At 41.6% G+C, this 21,653-nt stretch carries 17 protein-coding genes and 1 riboswitch; of the genes, 5 read left to right on the forward strand and 12 right to left on the reverse strand.

The annotated features are described in order from the left end of the window. Positions 1 to 31: 31 nt before the first annotated feature. Genes PQ460_RS18930 through PQ460_RS18940 form a run of 3 tightly spaced genes read right to left on the reverse strand, consistent with a single transcriptional unit; the run spans position 32 to position 3,275 of the window. Entirely contained in the window at positions 32 to 1,291 is a 1,260-nt protein-coding gene (locus tag PQ460_RS18930) for a pectin acetylesterase-family hydrolase (protein WP_274170760.1), read from the reverse strand. Then, positions 1,219 to 2,583 carry an N-acyl-D-glucosamine 2-epimerase gene (locus tag PQ460_RS18935; RefSeq protein ID WP_274170761.1) on the reverse strand — a complete coding sequence of 455 codons (1,365 nt, stop codon included), beginning with the start codon at positions 2,581 to 2,583 and terminating at the stop codon, positions 1,219 to 1,221. The genes PQ460_RS18930 and PQ460_RS18935 overlap by 73 nt, the downstream gene beginning before the upstream one ends. Next, positions 2,580 to 3,275, reverse strand: coding sequence for a M50 family metallopeptidase (locus PQ460_RS18940; RefSeq protein WP_273615132.1), 696 nt, complete (start codon positions 3,273 to 3,275; stop codon positions 2,580 to 2,582). Before PQ460_RS18940 ends, PQ460_RS18935 begins: the two co-directional genes overlap by 4 nt. 132 nt (positions 3,276 to 3,407) lie before the next feature. On the opposite strand from PQ460_RS18940, the gene PQ460_RS18945 reads away from it, so the two are divergent. From PQ460_RS18945 to PQ460_RS18955, 3 genes are all read left to right on the forward strand, one after another. Then, positions 3,408 to 5,381: a DUF2339 domain-containing protein gene (locus PQ460_RS18945; RefSeq protein ID WP_274170762.1), complete on the forward strand. Its 1,974-nt coding sequence runs from the start codon at positions 3,408 to 3,410 to the stop codon at positions 5,379 to 5,381. Between the two features lie 43 nt (positions 5,382 to 5,424). Then, complete coding sequence (locus tag PQ460_RS18950) at positions 5,425 to 6,345, forward strand: AEC family transporter (protein WP_274172971.1); 921 nt, start codon at positions 5,425 to 5,427, stop codon at positions 6,343 to 6,345. A gap of 147 nt (positions 6,346 to 6,492) precedes the next feature. After that, positions 6,493 to 7,281 (forward strand): peptidylprolyl isomerase, encoded by a 789-nt coding sequence (locus PQ460_RS18955; protein WP_274170763.1) that lies wholly within the window; start codon positions 6,493 to 6,495, stop codon positions 7,279 to 7,281. A 331-nt stretch (positions 7,282 to 7,612) separates the two neighbouring features. Here PQ460_RS18955 and PQ460_RS18960 read toward each other — a convergent pair whose 3' ends face one another. The 5 genes from PQ460_RS18960 to PQ460_RS18980 form a co-directional block, all read right to left on the reverse strand. Further along, positions 7,613 to 8,134, reverse strand: coding sequence for a phage tail protein (locus PQ460_RS18960; RefSeq protein WP_274170764.1), 522 nt, complete (start codon positions 8,132 to 8,134; stop codon positions 7,613 to 7,615). A 32-nt stretch (positions 8,135 to 8,166) separates the two neighbouring features. After that, positions 8,167 to 8,673 carry a phage tail protein gene (locus PQ460_RS18965; protein ID WP_274170765.1) on the reverse strand — a complete coding sequence of 169 codons (507 nt, stop codon included), beginning with the start codon at positions 8,671 to 8,673 and terminating at the stop codon, positions 8,167 to 8,169. Positions 8,674 to 8,696: 23 nt separating this feature from the next. Then, positions 8,697 to 9,239 carry a phage tail protein gene (locus PQ460_RS18970; protein WP_274170766.1) on the reverse strand — a complete coding sequence of 181 codons (543 nt, stop codon included), beginning with the start codon at positions 9,237 to 9,239 and terminating at the stop codon, positions 8,697 to 8,699. A 147-nt stretch (positions 9,240 to 9,386) separates the two neighbouring features. Continuing rightward, positions 9,387 to 9,836 carry a GNAT family N-acetyltransferase gene (locus PQ460_RS18975; protein ID WP_274170767.1) on the reverse strand — a complete coding sequence of 150 codons (450 nt, stop codon included), beginning with the start codon at positions 9,834 to 9,836 and terminating at the stop codon, positions 9,387 to 9,389. Positions 9,837 to 10,016: 180 nt separating this feature from the next. Further along, complete coding sequence (locus PQ460_RS18980; RefSeq protein WP_274170768.1) at positions 10,017 to 15,473, reverse strand: Ig-like domain-containing protein; 5,457 nt, start codon at positions 15,471 to 15,473, stop codon at positions 10,017 to 10,019. Positions 15,474 to 15,874: 401 nt separating this feature from the next. Then, positions 15,875 to 15,969: riboswitch (cyclic di-GMP riboswitch) on the forward strand. 41 nt (positions 15,970 to 16,010) lie between these two features. Here PQ460_RS18980 and PQ460_RS18985 point away from each other — a divergent pair. Together PQ460_RS18985 and cysC are read left to right on the forward strand one after the other, a co-directional pair. Continuing rightward, entirely contained in the window at positions 16,011 to 16,898 is an 888-nt protein-coding gene (locus PQ460_RS18985) for a hypothetical protein (RefSeq protein ID WP_274170769.1), read from the forward strand. A gap of 211 nt (positions 16,899 to 17,109) precedes the next feature. Further along, entirely contained in the window at positions 17,110 to 17,706 is a 597-nt protein-coding gene (cysC, locus tag PQ460_RS18990; protein ID WP_274170770.1) for an adenylyl-sulfate kinase, read from the forward strand. A 68-nt stretch (positions 17,707 to 17,774) separates the two neighbouring features. On the opposite strand, the gene PQ460_RS18995 is transcribed toward cysC, so the two are convergent. The 4 genes from PQ460_RS18995 to PQ460_RS19010 form a co-directional block, all read right to left on the reverse strand. Continuing rightward, a complete protein-coding gene (locus PQ460_RS18995; protein WP_273615126.1) occupies positions 17,775 to 19,571 on the reverse strand; it encodes an ABC transporter ATP-binding protein in 1,797 nt (598 codons plus the stop codon). Continuing rightward, positions 19,568 to 20,767 (reverse strand): nucleotidyltransferase domain-containing protein, encoded by a 1,200-nt coding sequence (locus PQ460_RS19000; RefSeq protein WP_273615125.1) that lies wholly within the window; start codon positions 20,765 to 20,767, stop codon positions 19,568 to 19,570. The genes PQ460_RS18995 and PQ460_RS19000 overlap by 4 nt, the downstream gene beginning before the upstream one ends. Positions 20,768 to 20,905: 138 nt before the next feature. Further along, complete coding sequence (locus PQ460_RS19005; RefSeq protein WP_337993943.1) at positions 20,906 to 21,346, reverse strand: lasso peptide biosynthesis B2 protein; 441 nt, start codon at positions 21,344 to 21,346, stop codon at positions 20,906 to 20,908. Next, on the reverse strand, positions 21,336 to 21,650 hold the full coding sequence (locus PQ460_RS19010; protein WP_274170771.1) for a lasso peptide biosynthesis PqqD family chaperone: 315 nt from the start codon (positions 21,648 to 21,650) through the stop codon (positions 21,336 to 21,338). The genes PQ460_RS19005 and PQ460_RS19010 overlap by 11 nt, the downstream gene beginning before the upstream one ends. Between the last annotated feature and the right edge of the window lie 3 nt (positions 21,651 to 21,653).

Raw genomic sequence — 21,653 nt, forward strand, 5'->3', positions numbered from 1 at the left:
GCGTTGAACCTGATGTTCAGCGCTTTTGAGTTTATTTGCCCATAGGAGACTCTACAAATTCTTTTCCTACAGAATACAGTTTATCTTTGTTAATAATATCTCCCAACCAACGACTTAATTTCACACCACTTTCTTCAGCAGTGTAAAAAACGCGTGATGGTGATAACGTATGCGGTGTACTTCGTTTCTTCGTACCGACACCATAATCGGTCACAAAGTAATAATAATTGTCTAACTCTTGATCCAGTTGTCCGGCAGAATCAAGCATACCTTGAGACCAGCTCTGCGTCATAACATCGTCTCCACTCACCAATCCAATCGTCTGCTGATTCAGTACAGCTTCATAGGAAGGTAAGACTTTATCATATAACGTATTGGATTGTAGCAAAATCGTATTCGCTGGAAGCTTCTGCGCATTGTAACGAAATGCCGCCGCAATAATATCTTCTTCGATCGGATAGCCGAAATGCTGCTCAAATTTGGATTGCCACACTTCATCAATAATATGATGCCACTGATGAGACGATAAATAAGAACCATCTGCATAATGATAGATTTGGGCATTCGGATAATGTTCTGCAATATGAGGAGCCCAGAATGCTGATCCAAATCCGCCTGCACTAGCTCCTGCGATAAATAATTTATCCGGTTCAGTAATATGATCGAATAACCAATCTAATCCTTTTAGCGTATTCGGTCTACCACTATAATGAGCTGTAAAATGAATTTTGCCTTTTCCTTTATACTTTACTTTATTGTTGCCAATATGGAAGTCTCCTGTCGCATAAGGGATATAAACAATCGTCCAATCGTAAAAAGGATTATCTTCACGATGATTATCCAGCATACCGCCTAACAGATCGGTTTTGTAAAAAGGAATATTGGCAAAATAATAACCTAACTCCCGATTATGCAATAAGGTACGCAATCCGAATGGCTTGGAAGCGGTATTGCGATCCCAGCTAATCCCTCCACCGGAAAAATAAACGACTACATTTTTACTTTTGCCACGCTTAGTTAGCAAGTAATAAGGTGATCCGTCTCCCGCTACTACAATACCGCTTAGATCTACCCGATTCCATTTATACAATGGCGATTCAGCAAAGCTGACTACACGAGTAGGACGCTTAATAACAAATAGAATAACAACGACAACAACCGCTACAATAATCAACCATTCAATGGTAGTCAACACCATTTCGATTCCTCTTTTCCCGCTTACTCTTCCTGTACGATGAATACTTTTGTTTTGCGCGGTGTACGATTCGCCTTTTTGCCTTTCAGTAACCATAGATCAGGGGTATCACTCACATCTTTGATCTCTAATTGAAAAGAGGTATTCGGTAACGATCTCGTGAATCGCAAAAATAACCGATTGCCATCTACAGCCGATTGACTGACTTTCAACTCATATGATTTACCCAATCCGATCGCTGGATATAACGTAACCGTACCAATAGATTGTGGATCAATACGCTTATTATAAATAATCATCACTTCATCAGGTGCTATACGAAGACCCGATGAAGGTAAAGGAGGCTCTGCATACATATACCCACCAATATGGTATTCATAAGCGGTCCAGCTCTGATATCCAAGCGCATAGGCATGATGTTCCAGTTCATCTATCCAACGTCTTCCTTTGATCATACTGGATTTGGAGCCGATATCTGCTTGAATACCAAGAGGTAATTTGGGATGTAATGCTCGGATCGGTGCAGCTATACTTTCATAATCGCGTATATAGTTAGAGGGTAGACCACGCTTCATCCAATCCGGCCAATGTGTCTGCAAAATATGCATATCAGGCTTGACCAGATCGATCATCGCCAGCGCATCCAGCCCTTGCCATTCACGTAGCTTTTGAGTGGCTTCAGGATCGCGTACAGCTAATGACCATGTAGCTACTTTAATATCCGGGCGCACATCTCTCGCTCCATGCTCGCCATTAATAATTTCATGGATTAATCCATTGACTGCTTCTACACGCATATCAACCCAGCGCTCATAAATATAAGGAATTTTTGTATAATAATTAGCTGCGGAAGAACGGGTAAAATTGGGCATATCCATTCCATATTTGTCGAGAAAAGCTTGCTGTGCAAGCGGTCCGATATCTCCATATACTCCGCGTTCGATTCCGTTCCATTCTGGAAAATAAGGTTCTGCAATCTCAATTCCATCGAAAGGAACATTTGCTACCAGATAAGCGATCACTTCTTTTTTCCATTGAATATATTCGGTTGAAAAGTGAGAAAAGCGCTCAAATCCATCATTGATCGGCTTGAGCAATTCCATCCGCCAAGACGACCATTCTTTAGGCGCAAGTTCTACACTGAATGTACCATTTCCTAATACAAGCGCCCATACGGCTATTTCTCGCTGTTGCAATGCTTCTACCAGTGCGATATCGACCTGTTGCTCATTCACAACAAAATAATGAACTGTTCGGTATCCAGCAAGCGCTAATTCATCAGCGATACTTTGCGAGGATCGATTAGCATAATACGGAAATAAAGGATCGATCTGTATACTTGCGCCATGCATCGCCCACGGACGATTACGCTGTAGCGGTGTACTCATCTGCGCGCTCCTCCTGCTCGGTATACCGGTGGTTTTCGCTTACGCCAAAATAATTGAAGAGAGCGGTGTGCACACCACAATGAAAAGCCTGCAAAAAGCACACCCCATAATACAGCAGGAATCCCAAATTGTTGCGCTAGCCCTGCCGCATCTCCAGCTCCAGCAGGGCTAGTAATACTAAGCCACAGAATCGTAATCGAGGATAATACCGATTCTTCTAGTGTCAAAAACAGAATCAACAAATAATAACCATTACGTAACCATTCGGGCGCAATCACCATGACACCACTAACAATCACAAATCCGATTAACCAGTACAGACCGAATCCATGATGCACATATAATATCAACATAATCAGCGCAATAATGCCTGTTAACACAATGCCTTCTTTTTGCTTGCGTTTGTGATACAGATAAAATAAAACAATCACAAATATCGAAGAACCCATATATCCTGCTAATCCGATCGGAAGTCCGCTCCACATAGAACTTATCGTTGTATATGTCACTCCACTATGGTCTGCATTCAGCTCTATACTACTGACCTGACCGGATGTAATTAACGTAATCATAGCATGTCCAAATTCATGAATCATCGTGTTCAAATTACGAAATAACGATGAAAAAGGGATCAATCGCGTCAATACCGCTGAGGCGATCAATAACAAAATCGTATTTAACCATTTATTCAAAAGGTCACACCCTTACTATTTTAAGTTGCTATCTTAAATATATCGCTTTATAGCCTGTAAATCCATCTTCTACCTTTACAGCTTATGGTATAATTTGTGAATCAAATCATTTGTAAAGGAGTGTCTATTGCTGTGGATCATAACGATAAAGTAGAACAACTGGAACAGCGTATTCTCAGGCTTGAACGCGAAGTCGCTGAATTGAAGCAACTAGAAATGCAACGAAGACAGGCTTCGCCTCCACCCGTATCTCCTAATCGAACAGCTCCGCCCCCACCATCTGGCTCACCTTTCACTCCGCCTCCGCCAACATCGAACTGGCAAGATGCTTATGTGAATGCACCGCCACCGAAAGGAAATTACAACGCTAGACCGCAAGCGCAGCCACAGTCAGGACCATTTGCTGGTGCACAGCGCCCACCTGTACAAGCGCCTTATACACCGCCTGTTCCCAAGCCACCCAAAGACTGGGAACATCTGATTGCGCGTGTATGGTTGCCGCGTGTTTTTATCGTTGTATTGATTCTCGGGATTGTGTGGGGATTTATAGCTGTGGTCAAAGCAGGCTATTTGTCTGAACCGATTCGTTGTATTCTCGGTGTACTGGTAGCAGCTATCTTATACTGGCTCGGAGAACGTGAGGTCAGTAAAGAACGACCCGCACTGGGCAAAGTGTTATTAGGCGGATCGATTGCGATTTTAATTTTGTCGATTGTTGCATCGTATCTGTTGTATGACTTGCTTCCGTTTATCTTTGCATTTTTACTGTATATCGGTGCACTTGTATTTGGAGTGTATATAGCATTAAGTCAGCGTTCTCAATCGATTGTTGGGATCACGTTGATTGCAGGTTATCTTGCGCCTGTATTGATTGCTCCTGATGATCCGAATCTATGGATATTTGCTGGATTTGAAACGATTTTCTCAGCAGTCATGTTAGTGGTAGCGATGAAATATTCATTCCGGGTCAGTTATATCCTGGCATTTGCTTTACTACATATTACGCTTGGACTAAGTATGATCTGGTATGGCTTCTCTGTACAAAATGTAGTAGCTGTTTTGATTCAACATGCTGTGATTTTAGCGATTTCTGTATTATGGAAAAAGCGCAGTACCAGTATGCAACTAGGTGTTCTTTTTACGAGCTTTGCCTTTGTCGGCGGATGGCTTACCATTTACTATCTCGATGGTAGTGAGACAGGCGCACGTTGGATGATTGCTATTTTGTCGCTGATGTATAGCATCTTGTATGCTTCCGGTATTCAAAAGCGTACTCCTGTCGGCATTGCTTATCCTGCTATGGCGATCTTTGGCTGGTTTTTGTTATTAAATATGATTCCGAATTTCCCTGCTCGTATGGCTGTTATTTTGGTCGAAGGTACACTAGCGTTCTTACTGGCTCTTCGATTCCGTAACAAATTACAATTGGTTCTCGCTTGTATTGTATATGCGTATGCACTGTTAGCGACATTGTTTGTTCCGATTGAACGTTTCTGGTCTGCATCTGCTTTTAACTGGTTAATCTTACTCATTACAATTCCAGCGATCTATCAGATTATTGGAAAATGGGTACATTCAGAAGATAAAGTCTATGGCTCACTGTATCGCAAACGTTATATTTTGATGTGGGCAGAAGCGATTCTGGGATTGATCTACCTTAGTCAATTGGTACACGTTGCTTCCCGATTCCAAAATGCTGATGTACGCCATCTGAGTCTTTCCAGTGCATGGATTATCTATGCGATTCTCATTATTGTGATCGGTATGGTTGTTCAGAAATCCAAATTGCGGATTATCGGAATATTGTTTATCTTTTTCACCTTACTCAAAATTATTTTTATCGATCTTCCAGATATTTCGATTGGCGTACGGGCGATCTTGTTTATTATATTAGGTGTGGTTGGACTGGGATTATCGCGTTTATTTTACAAACGCCGGGATAACAATGGACAACCTCCATCACAAGAGCCACCACTAGAAGCTAATATACCAACGAACAATCCTGAACGTTCTTATGAATCTTCAACTACACCATTAGAGAATCGTTCTGCTGATGTACCACCTGCTTCACCCGATAAACCTAAACATAATGATGATCTTTCATAAATGAAAAGATCCAAATGAATGATTAAAGAAAGAAGTGGAGAGATTGATTTTTACGATTTTGTACAGTGTGGTTCTACCGATTTTTGTTTTGATTGCGGTCGGGTCCATATTACAGCGTGTTTTCCAGTTGGATCTGTATACACTCGCCAAAATCAACTTTTACTGTATTACACCTGCGGCTGTTTTTATGAGTCTCTATCATTCCGATATGTCTGCTCAATTACTTGGAAGTGTTATCTTTTTCTATGCTTTGTATGTATTGATCTTGTATATTTTAGGATCAGCCACTTCCAAAGTGATGGGATATACCAAAGGGAAAAAAGCCGCTTTTAACAACAGTATTATGCTCGATAACTCGGGTAACTATGGTTTACCTATTAACGATCTAGTCTTTAAAGGCGATCCACTGGCTGCTTCTATGCAAGCTTTGATTATGTCGCTTCAAAGTCTACTGACTTTTACGTATGGAGTCATTTCGATTCAAGGATCACGACTAAATGGTAATTATCGAAGCGTGATTGTTGGATTTCTGAAAATGCCTGTACCGTATGCGCTGTTATTGGGTCTGGTTATGCATGCGTTTGCGATTCCTTTACCAGTGATTCTGGCTCAACCGTTAACGTATGCTCAACAATCGATGGTGGCAATTGCGCTAATCACGCTTGGTGCACAGATTGTCAAGTATCCGCTACGCTTATATCGGAAAGACATTTATCTAAGTATGGCGTTACGCTTATTCGCAGGGCCTGCTATCGGGCTTCTACTGATCTATATATTAGGTATTCATGGCATTCCTGCACAAGCACTGCTGATCGCGTCTGCGATGCCTACAGGTGTGAATACATCGATTCTGGCAGAAGAGTACCGGAATGAACCTGACTTTGCGGCTCAAACGGTATTGGTGTCTACATTAGTGAATGTATTTACGATTACTGCTGTTATCGCTTTGTCTCATCATTTATAAAATAAGGATAGAACTGGACGTTAAAGGGAATAGAGATGGTCTTATCCAAACTTGTATCTTGTTCTGTAGACGTTTTATACTAAGAATTGCTGATTCACAAGCGATCATTGAGCACTATAAACGACCTCAAAGGAGATGGATATTCAGATGTTGCGTCAATCACGTAAAAATGTAGCCTTTTTGCTTATCTTCACAGCGCTATTTTTGATTATTGCAGGCTGTGGTAACAATGGAACAAGCAGTTCCAGCACCGGACAAACAGGCACTTCAGGTACAACGACTGAAAGCACTTCAACCAGTACTTCAACTGACCAATCTGGTTCTACAACTGAATCAACAGGTACAGACAGCTCAGCAACAACAGGCACAACCGAAGAAGCTTCAGCGACAGACAATTCTGCTGATTTCAAACAAGCCAATGACCCTATCGTTACGATAGAAATGGAAAATGGTAAAAAGATCGAAATTGAATTATTCCCCAAAGCTGCTCCAAATACAGTGAACAACTTTATTTCTTTGGTGAAATCAGGATTTTATGACGGTTTAACTTTCCACCGCGTCATTCCTGAATTTATGATTCAAGGTGGCGATCCTGATGGTGCAGGTACAGGTGGACCTGGCTACAGCATTGCAGGTGAATTCAAGTCCAACAATGTACAAAATGATCTAAAACATACACGTGGTGTACTTTCAATGGCACGCGCTGCTGATCCTAATTCCGGCGGTTCCCAATTCTTTATTATGGTAGCTGACTCTCCTCAATTGGATGGAGAATATGCGGCATTTGGTAAAGTGACTAGCGGTATGGATGCTGTCGACGAGATTGTTAATCTTCCAAGAGATGGACAAGACAAGCCTAATACTCCTGCTGTTATGAAAAAGGTAACTGTAGATACTAAAGGGGTTACTTACCCTGAACCTGAGAAAGTAAAATAAGATGTATTCCAAGCCATTATCTCTAATGTAGATAATGGCTTTTTTGTTGTGAAGCTTATAGAAGCAATACTATTGATCGCACTTCACTAAAATGCATGCCTACTGAATAATCCATCACAATAAAAAAGGACGGTATCTGCATCGACACGTCCTTTCCCTTTTACCTATACACTTAATATCCAAAATCACAGCTCTGTTTAAATGTAGGCATTCCGTACTTATTTATACAGACTACAATTAGCCGATACTTCTCGTCCCATCAGCTTAAGTTATAGGATATACAAGATTGCCTTATTTTCATAGATTTGGATACTCAATTGCCTATCAATCCTCAGTCATTAAAATCAGGATAAATCCCTTCCCAACAAATAATATACGTAATTCCTACAAAAGGCTGCATATTATTATGTGGTTGAGTCATTCCGCTTGCCCCTATAGTTAAAGGTCCCATTATAGCATCTGATGCAGTATTATAAGTTGTCACTAGACCAGCTTTAGGAATATTCCCCCATATTGCTCCAGTAGGTTCTCCAGTACTTACTGTATTCATTGACTGCGGAATATGGTCATGTATAGGCATCTGACTGTAGTTTAGCGTCTCCGTTGTTGTCCCACCTGAAGTAGCAAAATTGTGTACTGTCAATCCTTGGCCTGCACCTCGATGGAGAGGAGCCTTTCCTGTCAAATCAGGTACTTTAAAATTTTGCATAGCTGTCCCACCAAATGTATTACCAAGCAAAGCATACAACACCTGATAATCACGAACATTTACCTGTTGACCATTACACAGCAACCAACCTATTGGTGCAAAGTTACCAGAAAACAATCGAATTTCTCCAACAAAAGGGTCCATAGCTAATTCCTTCCTTTCTCAATGTGAAATGCTTACGGTCTCGAAGGATATATACCTGTCAGTGCAATACAGAAGTTGAATGTCAAATATGGTTGCATGTTATTGTGTACAAGATCCCCACCACTTTTGCTAACTGCCGACGGAGAAAGTAATTGATTGGGATTAATACCTGTAGCATACGAGTTTACTGTTCCGGTCACTGCTGCAAAATTGCCAGCTGCTACTTTACTATTCGAACTAGTTTTGTTAGCTTTTAATGTATGGTTATGGTTAGGCATTTCATTTGCTGTCAGAGCATGCGCCGCTTCCCCCGAGGACTGCCCCAGTGTGATTCCCGTTCCTGGATTGACTGGAACACGTCCTTGCAAATTAGGAAGTGCAAAATCGTTCACACCGTCTCCGCCGTATAATGTAGTTATAATTGAAAATAAAGCCTGATTATTTCGGATTGGCAATTTTTGCCCGTTACAAGGTGCCCAGCCATTCGGAATAGTACCAAAAGCAAAGATTCGAATTTCACCGACAAATGGTTCTGCCATATCTATTCATCTCCTATCTAATATTATGAAGGCGTTGGGTAAATACCTTGCAGTGCAATAATAAAGCCAATCGTCAGGTAAGGCATCATATTATTATGTGCAGCATTTCCACCTTCACTCGAAATACTTGTATTATTCATAGCTGCTATCGTTGTTGTAGAGGTAGGAATACCATACATATTAACTGTTGTTGTAGCTGGCATGGCATTAGCAGGATTCGGTGTAGTTGCTTTCCCTGTACCACTTGCTGCATTTATCGAATGAGTATGAGATGGTAGTTGGCTAGCTACCAATGTGACCGTCTCTACACCTCCAGAATTACCCAAGTTATAAACGTTACCCCCAGGTGTTAACGTGCCCGCATGGATCGGTAAACGTCCTCGTAAATCTGGCAATGCAAAATTAGTTCTGCCATCTCCACCGTATACAGTTCCAATCAAAGCAAACAGCGCTTCATTCCCCGAAACAGATAATACCGCTCCGTCACAAAATGCCCAACCATTCGGAGCTTTTGTTCCTGCTAGTCCTGCAAACATCCGAATCTCACCAATATACTGATCGCTCATTGTGTAAACTCCCTTCAGGTCATTTTAATCAACTTTAAGTAAGTGTCATGTCATTATCGTACTGAATATAGGGCTTTGATACGTGCTTGGTAGGTACTCTCAGCATCGAATATAGCCAGCCTCTCCTCCTCTCCATGCATTTGCCTATTATCGTTGCCATTGCATTGTGATATAAGGAGGTGACTCTTCCTGTTCTGTAAACCCGAGCTTATAATAGAGCTGCCTTGCAGGGTTATTCTCTGCAACCTGTAGCATAATAAACGATGTAGTTTCTTTCAGTTGTTGTAATATAGATGTGCCATACCCTTGATTGCGGAAGTCTAGTAATAACGCGATAAATATCAGTCTTATTCTATCATCATGACGATCTGTAATGATGTATCCTGCCTTCCTATCATTAATCTCAATAATCTGATGACTTGCGGATGGATATTGATTTTGATAAGACATTTGCTGTGCCCGAAACTGCATATGCATAAGCATCTCAAGCTGTTCTTCTGGCATATTCATCATTATAAATTCCTCTACCCGTGTGCTTTTGAACACTTCAAACACAAAAACGGTATCTTGCTCTGTTACTTCAGTGAATACGAGCATAGGGTACCCCATTTCCTGCGATCAAGTTTATGTAATTTTATGTAATGCCTATATATCCGGTCTGCTCGATCAAGCAGATGCTGCCTTATATTAAAGCAGCATCCCACTCATCGATCTGACTGCCAAAAGCTCAGTCACTTGTTTCAACAGACTTACGGATCATAAATGTGACAAGATCAATTATTCGTTACCGATCCGTTTCTCCAACCCATCAGAAGATACTTGATAGTGGTGAGAAAAGGAGGCTTCTTCAATATCTGCAAATGCCCAGTGCGTAGCAGGTACGTCTTTCCAGCTTGGTGTTTCTACACCCGTTAATGGTCCTCGTTTAAGCAGACGATTCATCATCATAACAAGCTCTGCGCGAGTAACGCCTTCGTTCGGATGGAATCTACCATCCGAATAGCCTTTAACAACGCCAATCTGTACCAGTGTAGCGATGCTTGCTGCTGCCCAGTGACCGTTAACATCTTCAAAAGATGTTGTCGATGTGCTTGCTGGCGTTAGCTTCTGCCAGCGTACCGCCAGTGTTGCAAATTCTGCACGAGTGAGTGGACGATTCGGTGCAAAACGATCTGCCGACACACCTAGCATAATTTGTTGTGCCTGCAACTGACGAATCGCTTCGGATGCCCAGTGTGTACTCGGCACATCACTATAACGTGCTGATGTTGGCATTGCGGCCTCACTATCATTCGCTTGCATCACACGCCACAACATCGCGGCAAGCTCTGCACGAGTAGTGATTTGCGAAGGACGGAACGTATGGTCAGGATATCCATTAATATATGTTGTATGCTCACCTGTTGCTCCTGGTTGTGCCGGAGTTGATGGCTGAGATGGTATTGTCGGATTACTTGGTGTTGGAGTCGGTATTGGTGCTGCTGTACCACCTCCACCTCCGCCACCAGATGATGAGCGTTTTGGTTCGACATGCAAGATTGTGAATGTACTGAACTTACTAATATCTACTGTAATGCCTTCAACCTGACCGTTAGATGCCATTTGCACCATTCCACGTTGTAAGGCTATTTCACCATCACTATGCTGAATGTACACATACAGTCCAGCCGCATAAGCTGCTTGCTGTGCTGATGTTGCTGCTGGCAGATTCAACTTCGCTGCCGGGAATAACAAAGTTGTATTGTAAGAGCTGTAGTTCGTCTCAATCATCATCGGTGTACCAACTTGAGTTACAGTTCCCATAGATACTACCCGCTTCACCATCGGATCATTCATTGCCTGATCGGTAACTTGTGATACTTGTCCAGCTTCACGAATAGGTACGAAGCGGAAGAAAAGGCTTTGTCCAGCTGTTTGTAGCTGTGACAGTGTACTCTTGCTCAAAATCACCTGTGCAAAATCAGTATCCAGATTTAGGTCGACTTTGCTCGCAAGATCATTGTACGACGTTGCAGGTACATCAATCGTTACTTCACTTGCTGGATCGTTCGGTACATCAGTAACAACCACACGTACTTTGCTCTGATTATTATTGATTGCAGATTGCAGTGCAGAGGATAACTGAGATGCTCCAGCTACAACCTTATCAATTTTGCTTCCATCTGAAAGTGTTTTACGAGTGATTGGCGTCTGCTCCACATCGGTAGTGCTATTACCTACACGAATCGGCACGTTACGAGTCACTTCTGTACTAATAATACTGAGCCCTTGAGGCTTAACGATCACAAGGAACGTACGGCTAAGCTCTACACCATTATATTGAATCGTCGCCGTCAAAATAACAGAAGCTTCATCACTACTAGGTCGTATAACCGAACCATTACTTTGAACAATCTGCGACTGATTGGAGCTCCATACGATAGGCAATCCGTCTTGCATTGTCGGTAGAATCATATCTTGCGTTACAATTTCCCATGAATCATTGCCGTTATATCCAATCGCCAGATTATTGAGCGCATTCTTCACTTCATCCAGTGCGTTGGCACGAATAACATTCACTGTATAGCTAGCTGAAGTCTGTCCATCCTGCGCGGTTACTTTCAGAGTGATTGTGTTCGTTCCAATTTGTAGATTTGTTCTATAGGTGCTGGTACTGCTATCATAAGTCGCTCCAGTTACAGTTAATGTAGATAACGAATTGTATACGTCTGCTTTTACACTGTATTGCTCTACATTATTTGCTACATTGACTGTATACTCTGTAATCGCCGGGTCAAAAGTTGGCGTCAATGCGACTGGTGAAGCAGTTAATGCTTTCAGACGTGCATCCTTATTTGGTTCACGCATCACTTGAATCGTATATGTTTTGCGTGTTTGACCGTCTGTAGCAAGGACCTCGATTACTACAGTATTATTACCTGTTTGCAGCTCGATTGCTGCTGAAGTCGATCCATTCTGTACCGTATTTCCATTGATACGAATCGTTGCGTTGCTATCTGCTACAGTCGGTGTAAATGTAATACGATACACATCATTTGGTACCGAAGCCAAATAGCTTGTCTCTGCCGGCGTAAAGATTGGAATCAATGTACCGGCCGACAATTGCACAGATGTCAGATTTGCGTTACTGGATAGAAAATTGACGTTGACTGTCTGACTCAGTGTCGTATTCCCACTCACTACATTAGCCGTATAGACTACATTTTCAGTTTTCGTATTGGTGACAGTGAAGCTTGCTACACCATCTACATTCGTAGTCGATGTAGAAGGCGAAATTAATGAACTGCCACTTCCTTGTTGCAAAGTTACATCCTGACCGGATAGAACGTTACCATACATATCTTTGACTATTACTAGCACCGATGCAAAGTCTGATCCATTCGCCGAAGCACTAGCTTTGGAGGATGTAATCTGCGATATATTGGCATTTGCGGCACCCGGTGTGAATATAACCGGAATCGTATGCAAGATTAGCGTCACACTTCCGACAATAGCAGTATAGGTTACGCTCTCTGCTTTAGTACTTTTGACCATAAATGTTGCTACTCCGCTCGTATCCGTTGTTCCTTGAGTAGCTGTAATATTGGAGCTTCCGCTTCCTTGTGAAAGGCTAACAACTTTGCCACTGATTGGATTGCCTTGACTGTCTTGCAGTGTCACCGTAATTGTTGCACTATCCGTATTGTCAGCAACAACTCTTGTTTTAGTTGTCGTCACTTGTGATAAAGCAGCATCGACAGTACCGGGATCGAAGGTGACAGTTCCAGTCTGTGAAAGAGTAATGCTATCAGTTACATCAGTTGCAGTATATGTTACTACCCCAGCTTTAATGTTAGTAACAGTGAATATCGCTTGGCCGTTGGCATCAGTTACGACACCTGCCGATGGGGAGATAGCAGAGTTGCTGCTTCCTTGTGACAAGTTGATAGTTTTGCCAATGATCGGATTGCTATATGCATCCGTCAGTGTCACCGTTACCGTGCTACTATCGGCGCCATCTGCTGCTACATTCGCTTTAGACACCGCCACTGTAGATGCAGATGCACTTACCAAACCTGGCTGAAAAGTAACTCCCACCGTCGCTGTAATCGTCACTCCACCAGCAGTTGCTGTATAGGTAACACCTTCTGCCTTAGTATTTTTCACAGTAAAAGTGGCGACTCCATTCACATCCGTTGTTCCCTGTGTCGCTATAATTGACGAGCTCCCGCTTCCTTGATTCAGAGTTACCGTTCTATCATTGATTGCATTGTTACTAGAGTCTTTTAATGTAACCGTAATGGTCGCACTATCGATATTATTTGCAATAACTTTAGCTTTAGATGTAACTACTGTGGATAAAGCTGTATCCACAGCTCCCGGTGTAAACGTAACTGCTCCCGTTTGATTAATAATAAGGCTATCGGTTGCATCGGTTGCAGTATATGTTATTGTCTCTGCTTTTAAGCTGGTCACGATGAATACTGCTTGACCACTCGAATTCGTAGTTACCGCTGTAGATGGATTAATGGTAGAGCTTCCGCTTCCCTGCGTTAACGTTACACTTTTGCCGCTAACTGCATTACCATTCGTATCATTCAAAGTAACAGTAACGGTACTACTATCGCTTCCATCTGCAAACACGCTGTTTTTGGATACACTCACAGTCGATTGCGAAGCGTTCACTGCTCCCGGTTGGAAAGTGACTGCTGTAGTGGCTGTCAATGTCGTACTACCTGCTAAAGCAGTATAGGTAACACCTTCTGCCTTAGTACTTTTCACTGTAAAAGTAGCGACTCCGTTTGCATCGGTCGTTCCCTGTGTCGCTGTAATCGACGAGCTTCCGCTTCCTTGTGATAATGTAACAGACTGACTGCCCACAGGATTATTATTGATATCTTTTAATGTCACTGTAATGGTCGCATTATCCGTATTATTTGCGATCACATTAGTTTTGGAAGCTACTACAGTAGAAGTTGCTGCGTTCGCTACTCCCGCCTGGAAAGTAACGGTTGGTGTATTGGAGAGAGTTACGTTGTTCGCCGATGCCGTATATATGACAGCCTCTGCCTTAGTACTCTTGACTGTAAAGGTAGCAACGCCACTTGCATTCGTAGTAGATAACGCTGGCGAAATGGTAGAACTTGCGCTTCCTTGTGATAGCGTTACATCTTGACCGCTAAGGAAGTTGCCGTTTGCATCTTTGAGCGTCACTGTAATCGTTGCAGTACTGGTATTGTTCGCTGTAACTGTCGTTGGGGAGGCAGTTACAGTAGATTGTCCTGCACTGACTGGACCTGGTTGAAAGATAACACTAGCTGTTTGTGCAATGGTTACAGTATCAGCTGCTACAGATGCTGTATAGGTGTTTTGCTCTGCCTTTGTATTGGTTACAGTAAAAGTAGCTACACCACTAGCGTTGGTGACTTGCGATGCTGAAGAGATCACCGAATTGCCTGATCCCTTGGATAACGTAACCGTCTTGTCACTAAGCAGATTATTACTAGCATCCTTGACTGTAACAGTGATCGTTGAGCTAGATACGCCGTTTGCTGTTACAGTTGTTGGAGATGAGGTCACTGTCGATTGACTTGCACTCGCAGGCGCACCACTAGCAATCTGTGTAAGCACAGGAGCATCTGATACAACAATGATATTTTGATACGATGGATTAACAGACGTAGCAGCCCCAGTCAATAAAAACTGCACTGCTGAACCTGCTTTCGATCTTACAGCCGCATCCACATCAAATAGCAACGGCGTTCCGCCGGAAAGTGCTGCCGAAATAGCATTTGAATTTTTTGTATCGAGCAAGGTATAGTTAGAATCATTTTGTAAAGCTGTCATGGATGAGGGCCACGAGCCAGCATTCGGATTAGATCCACCGACATCAAACGGTGTAGCACCCGTATATTGCCATACTTGCAAAATCGGCGGATTGCCATCATTTTGATCCTGAATCTGGCTTACTTTCATTGATAGCATAGCTTTTTGTCCACTAGCGGGAAAACCGCTACTTGCAATATTATATTTAGCATAGGAATGAGATACTTTTGCATTACTAGATGATCCACCCATATACAGAGAATCATCTGGAAAAGCAGTATACCCAATATCAAAATCATGTGAACCCAATACAACAGCACTAACGTCTCCTGCCGCTGCTTCCGAGGTCTGCGATCCCCCTGGAAATGTATTGATAACGAGCAGTATACAAAGCACTCTTATCAAAAATACCCTCAACCACTTTTTCATCTTATTGCCCCTTTTGTTTTATTATTTGTATTTAATCAAAAATATGGTTAGCAAATATACAAAAATTGTATTAGGTAAGTATTGACGATACCCAATAAAATATTTATAAAAATGACTATTATCATACATGATATCGTATACAAAATAACTTATTTCCCATACAATTCCATAGAAATATATTACTCCTTGAAGTTCCTGTTTACAATAAAAATTATATCGTTAAATTCATTAAATATCGCATTGAGTACGTTTACAAAAAAATCATCCTATTTAAGAGTCTTGGACGTGACTACATATTTGATCATGTGAGAAAAATGACTATTCACAAGTAACTTTAAGCAACCGATAAACATTGTGTACAATCTTTTTATACAGTACATGTGTAAGTCTATCTAATCTCATATTTAATCAGGCAAATTTACTGAAAAGTAAAGACGCAAAGCCAAAGGGTCTAACACATGAATTGTAGGGCATGTCATGACAGCCGGTTACCGAGGAATACCTGATGCGGTATGAATCGAAGGAGTCCGATTCATCATGAATACGATGATGTCTTTTGTTTATAAAATAGGTCTAATGAGTGTAATGATTTGTCTTTTGCTAGGAGTTAGCAATATGAAATCGATTCATGCGCAATCAATTCAAAAAGCAACATGGTTGTGGAATACAACGCTTATCTTAGATTCGACAGCAGATATTTTACAGTTTGCCGCTTCACAACAGATTAATATGATTTACCTGCAAATCAATAGAGATCTGGATATTTCGCAGTATCAACGTTTTATCACAGCCGCTTCTGCACAGCATATTACCGTTGAAGCTTTGGATGGTGCGCCTTCCTGGGCATTGGATCAGGATCGCCACAAGTTGCAAGATACGTTGCAATGGATTACTTCGTATCAACAAGTCTCTTCGGCTACAGAGCAATTTAGTGGGATTCATATCGATATCGAGCCTTATTTGCTTCCAAATTGGACAACAGAACAATCGACTATCATTGCACAATGGCAACGTAGTGTACAGATGATTACAACCACTGCTCAAGCGCTTCATCTATCCGCTAGTGCAGATATTCCTTTCTGGTTGTACACATTAAATACGCCTGATGATCATTCTACACTCAGTCAATGGATGATCGATCAATATGATTCATTAACAGTAATGGCATATCGAGATTCAGGAGCAGCTATCTATGATATAGCTCAAGCCCAATTAAGTGAAGCCGATCATGCAGGTAAAGATATGTATATCGGTGTGGAAACGAATCCATCTTCTGAAGGCGATCATATTAGCTTTTATGGCAAAGGAGCAGATGCACTGACTACAGCGTTGAGTCAGGTGACTACACAAGCATCTACTCATTCTTCTTTTGCTGGAATCGCTGTGCATGATTATGTAGGCTGGGGCAAAATACTACAGCATTAATATCGCGAGTAAGAAAGTGATCTCTAATGACTTTCTTACTTAGCGGTATACATACAAAATCATTCAACGATCATCTCTCTTCTCCCACTAATATAACTTCCTTATTCAAGTTCCTGTATCTTATGACTATTAATAAAGTCGCTTAGAGATTTAACCCAATTGCTGATATAATTGAATGAATACATATTGTCAGCAAAGGGGCTCAATTAAAATGGAATCTTCACGAAATATCACCTGGCAGTCTTCCAATATCACACGCAAAGAGCGTGAGCAACGATACGGACAACGCAGTGTAGTTATCTGGTTAACAGGGCTTTCCGGTTCAGGGAAATCTACACTCGCATTTGCGCTGGAAAAAGAATTATTTGCACGTGAACATGCTTGTTATGTACTTGATGGAGATAATATTCGTCATGGACTCAATCGTGACCTCGGATTTTCAGAGGAAGATCGCAAAGAAAATCTGCGTCGTATCGGAGAAGTTGCCAAATTATTTATCGATGCAGGTACGATAGTGATTGCTGCTTTTATTTCTCCTCATGCTCAAGATCGGCAAATGGTGCGTGACTTATTTGATGAAGGCGATTTTATTGAAGTGTATATTGATTGTTCCCTTTCTGCTTGTGAAGAGCGTGATCCTAAAGGATTATACAAAAAAGCTCGTGCAGGTCAGATTCCGAACTTCACAGGGGTTAGTGCTCCTTATGAAGCTCCTCAACAGCCTGAATTGACGCTAGATACGGAACACCAGTCTGTAGAACAATGTGTTGCTAAAGTAATGGCTAAATTAGATCAACGGACACTTTAAATAATCCAAAAGAAAAACGGCTGTACAGTGACTTAGCCTCTACTTTTCCAGTGTTGGAATAGTGAGTATTAAGCGTTCTGTAGAGCCGTTTGTTTGGTTAATAATTGATGGAATGTGCCTTTGGTTTCGCGAGATAGCGCTCCAAATTCACCTTGTTGCACGATCTGTCCTTGATCCAATACGACCACTTGATCTGCATCACGAATCGTAGATAGACGGTGAGCAATCACGATCAAAGTCATTTTACCTTTGAGCTTCTCTATCGCCGCTTGAATCTTCGCTTCATTCTCACTATCTAGTGAACTGGTTGCTTCATCCAGTATCAGTACTTCCGGTTGACGCAGAATCGCTCGTGCCAGAACAATCCGTTGACGTTCTCCGCCAGATAGACGCACACCACGATCACCGATTACAGTATCTAATCCTTCAGGCAATTTGCGGACAAAATCTTCACATGCTGCAAAAGATAAGGCTTCCCATAACTGCTCTTCTTTCGCACGTGGATCAACTAGTAACAGATTTTCACGAATACTGCTATGGAATAAGAACGGCTCTTGCGAAACATACCCGATCGAATTACGCCATGTCTGCAAACGTTCACCGGTTAATGTCTCTCCATCTACAGTGACTTTACCTTCTTGCGGTTCCATCAGTCCCATTAATAGATCAATCAGCGTACTTTTTCCTGCTCCTGAACGTCCTACAATCGCTGTCATTTTACCGATAGGAATAAATAGATTGATATTGTTCAGCGCATTACCTTGATCTTCTAGATAGCGGAAAGATACATTTTCACAGCTAAGTCCCTTAGTCATATGAACTGTTTTTACTTGACCGGGTGCTACTGCTTTGTAAGATTCTTCTGCTTGATCGCATTCTTCTTGTAGTGCTGTTACCGCATGGAAAGCAGGAACAAGCGCACCAATATACTCTAGTGAAGATTGAATACCGCCAAATCTAGGCCATAAGCGAGCAAAAATCAAAATAATCAATATAGAACGCTCGGGTTGTAATTTGAACACTTGAGCTGACAAGACGACAAACATAATAATAAATACAACCGAAATAATTTTATAAATAAATTGAGTTCCCGAATTCAAACGAACCAATTGAATCGCATTTTTTTCTAACTTGCCACACATACTTCTAAACCATTCAAAATGTGAAGCTTCTAACATATTGCTTTTGATATCTTTGATTCCACTTAAATGTTCTTGCATCCCTGAAAAATACTCTTGTGATAAAAAGGTAGTTCGATCCCCCATCTGTTTGGCACGTCGTACAAATTTACGTGAGTACAGGGTTAGCAACACCCCACCGACAATCACTAATAAAGTCATTTGTACCGATAATACCATCGCAAATGCGATTTGGATCACCATAAAAATAAAGGATGTAGATAATTGCATCACTAGATTGGTTCCTTGACTCACACGCGCTAATTCTGAAGTAAGTACATGACTCAAGTCTGATTTGCGTTTACGTAAAAAGAATGTCCAATTCGCACGCAAAATCGAACGATACGTACGGATTCTCAAATTATTAACGAATCCTTGCTGAATCTCTGTTCCCATTACAGCCTGTTTACGCTGGATCAATCCCTGTACAATCATCAATACACTGTACATGCCAAGTACGACAAATAATGTCATACTTGCTGGAATACGCTGCAACGGCTCAAATAACCAAGCCATAGGCATTGAACCCTGTGTTCCAAATAACCCAACCAGACTAAGCAACGGAACCAGTAGATAAATACTTAATCCATCCAGACAGCTAATCATCAACATTAGGAATACATAGATATAAAGGCGCTTGCCCGCGAAGTCATGCAGTTGTCGCATATAAGCGCTGATAGCATTCACTGACCCACCTCCCGTTCCAAAGCAGCCCGTCTTTGAATACGACGATGTAATAATAAAAATGGATGCAAAGGATAATAGAGAAAGCGTAGCGATTTAGGTAACGGAAGCGTCTGTGTATCCCATGTATCCGGCACCATTTTCCGAGCTAAAAAAATCGCCTTCTGTCCAGGTGTTCGTAAAGAAAAAAGATAATTACGATAAATCTGAGCCAGTATTTCACTTTCCGGTTCAGGGCATAAGCTAACTTGTTCACGAATAAAAATCAGGACACGACGCGCCAGATCCTGTGGACGATCTGTACTCATCAACAAAGCCATTTCCCGAGAAATCGGTGTATTAAGCATAGCAGCAGACAAAATTAATGCCTGACCGACTAAATGTGTGCATTTGTAACGACGTAGTAGAGCGGTTAACTTGTCCCAGTCGAGCTCCATACGTGCAAGGCGATCAATATCCGCTAACCAGCGCAAACGAAACCATGCATGCCGAGCACCATGTGCTGTAAGATAAAACATCAAATCTTCTTTGCCCAACATATAAACATTGGTTCCTGCAAATTCTAATGTCTGACGACGACTCCATAATTCATAAAAACTAGGTTCCGCGCCTGCATCTCCATTCAAACGCCAGTGTAATTCAATTTCTATTCCTGTAGTCGCATGAGTAAATGATTCATGATTTTGACGCCATTTCCAATCGCTTACGATTCGAGAGACTTCTTGTGTTTTGATATATCCTAACTGCTCTAATACTTGTTCTGCTTGTTCAATCTGATCGGGATGAACCAAAATATCCAAATCTTTAGAAGTACGGCGTGACAGACTTCCATAAAGAAATTCTGCTAATGCCGGGCCTTTTAATTGCAAAGCATAGATGCCTTGTTGATCCAAAGCTTCACTAACCTGCGCCATTTTACCGCTTAATTGCAGCATAATCAGTGCATTGCGACTATAATCAACACTAAGCTGTTGTACCATCCCTTTTGGTGCTTGAGACAAAGGCTCTGCGCTAAATTGTTCATGAATAGTAGGGTACACCCGATGATGCCTTGTTAGTGAATAAAATTGTTGCCAGTTGATTCGATGATTCGACCAATCGATTGCAGATGGAGTATCTGTATCTACTGCCATCAGTTCAAGTAAACATTTTAATTCCACAGGAAAATCCTGCACGTCTAAATCCCAATCTATATTCATACCGAACTCCTTTGGATATAAACTGATGTTGATCATGTGTTCAGTTTATAGCGTTCATTCAGTGATTTTCAGATCCATTAAAGTATATACATGTTACTCTAGTATTAACCGAGTGGAATAGTATACTTTGTATTTATGCTAGTTTTTAGCAAATTTCCCCACTACCGTATACTGTTCAATTTCTTCTGCTCCTGTAACATAAAAAGCACCACTTCTAACCCACGCATGTGCAGCTACTTTACCCGCCCGATTGCGACGCATCCCCAGATATAAAGTGCTTGGCACTTTACGCCTTGCTAACATTTTCATGGCTGCCATTCCCATCACCATACATTCCGTTTCCCAGAAGACATGCCCGCTTACACGATGCAATGCTCTTGAGACCTGTACCCCTTGCCATTTCTGATCTCTGTTTAGATCATATGAAGTTTCTTCCATATAAGAACCTAGCGTCGGAGATACTTTGGCAAAAGGTAACATTTTCAAAAAGCGAGCCCACGCTAAATATACTAACGCTTCTAGCATTAATTTACGCATAGGCATCGGGGTATTACGGAATTTGGCGATCTTAGTCCACACGAAGCCCATCCTGTTCAGGAGCCACTTCAATCAGACCTTCTTTAAACATTTGTCCGGCAAATTCACTAACTTGCTCCAGACACATTTCATACGATACATCGTATTCAGCTACTAACGTATTGACAATATTTTGCACAGATACAGGAGAAGAACTAAGCTCCCAGATTCGTCCACCGACCATACCTAAATTATAGTATTTGCCAGATTCTACGTTCATCATTACTGTTTCGCCATTCATATCACTAGCAATATATTGTTTATTTTGTTCAATGACCTGATCGGGTCCGATTAAGCTTGTATTCATTCA

This window comes from Paenibacillus sp. KACC 21273 (assembly GCF_028736095.1).
GTDB lineage: Bacteria > Bacillota > Bacilli > Paenibacillales > Paenibacillaceae > Saccharibacillus > Saccharibacillus kyungheensis.

Excerpts from the sequence above, each read along its gene's own strand:
- PQ460_RS19000 (WP_273615125.1), bottom strand. The coding sequence starts at position 20,767 with ATGAATATAGATTGGGATTTAGACGTGCAGGATTTTCCTGTGGAATTA.
- PQ460_RS18970 (WP_274170766.1), bottom strand. The coding sequence starts at position 9,239 with ATGAGCGATCAGTATATTGGTGAGATTCGGATGTTTGCAGGACTAGCA.
- PQ460_RS19010 (WP_274170771.1), bottom strand. The coding sequence starts at position 21,650 with ATGAATACAAGCTTAATCGGACCCGATCAGGTCATTGAACAAAATAAA.
- PQ460_RS18935 (WP_274170761.1), bottom strand. The coding sequence starts at position 2,583 with ATGAGTACACCGCTACAGCGTAATCGTCCGTGGGCGATGCATGGCGCA.
- PQ460_RS18980 (WP_274170768.1), bottom strand. The coding sequence starts at position 15,473 with ATGAAAAAGTGGTTGAGGGTATTTTTGATAAGAGTGCTTTGTATACTG.
- PQ460_RS18985 (WP_274170769.1), top strand. The coding sequence starts at position 16,011 with ATGAATACGATGATGTCTTTTGTTTATAAAATAGGTCTAATGAGTGTA.
- PQ460_RS18930 (WP_274170760.1), bottom strand. The coding sequence starts at position 1,291 with ATGGTTACTGAAAGGCAAAAAGGCGAATCGTACACCGCGCAAAACAAA.
- PQ460_RS18975 (WP_274170767.1), bottom strand. The coding sequence starts at position 9,836 with ATGCTCGTATTCACTGAAGTAACAGAGCAAGATACCGTTTTTGTGTTT.
- PQ460_RS18955 (WP_274170763.1), top strand. The coding sequence starts at position 6,493 with ATGTTGCGTCAATCACGTAAAAATGTAGCCTTTTTGCTTATCTTCACA.
- cysC (WP_274170770.1), top strand. The coding sequence starts at position 17,110 with ATGGAATCTTCACGAAATATCACCTGGCAGTCTTCCAATATCACACGC.
- PQ460_RS18960 (WP_274170764.1), bottom strand. The coding sequence starts at position 8,134 with ATGGACCCTTTTGTTGGAGAAATTCGATTGTTTTCTGGTAACTTTGCA.
- PQ460_RS18965 (WP_274170765.1), bottom strand. The coding sequence starts at position 8,673 with ATGGCAGAACCATTTGTCGGTGAAATTCGAATCTTTGCTTTTGGTACT.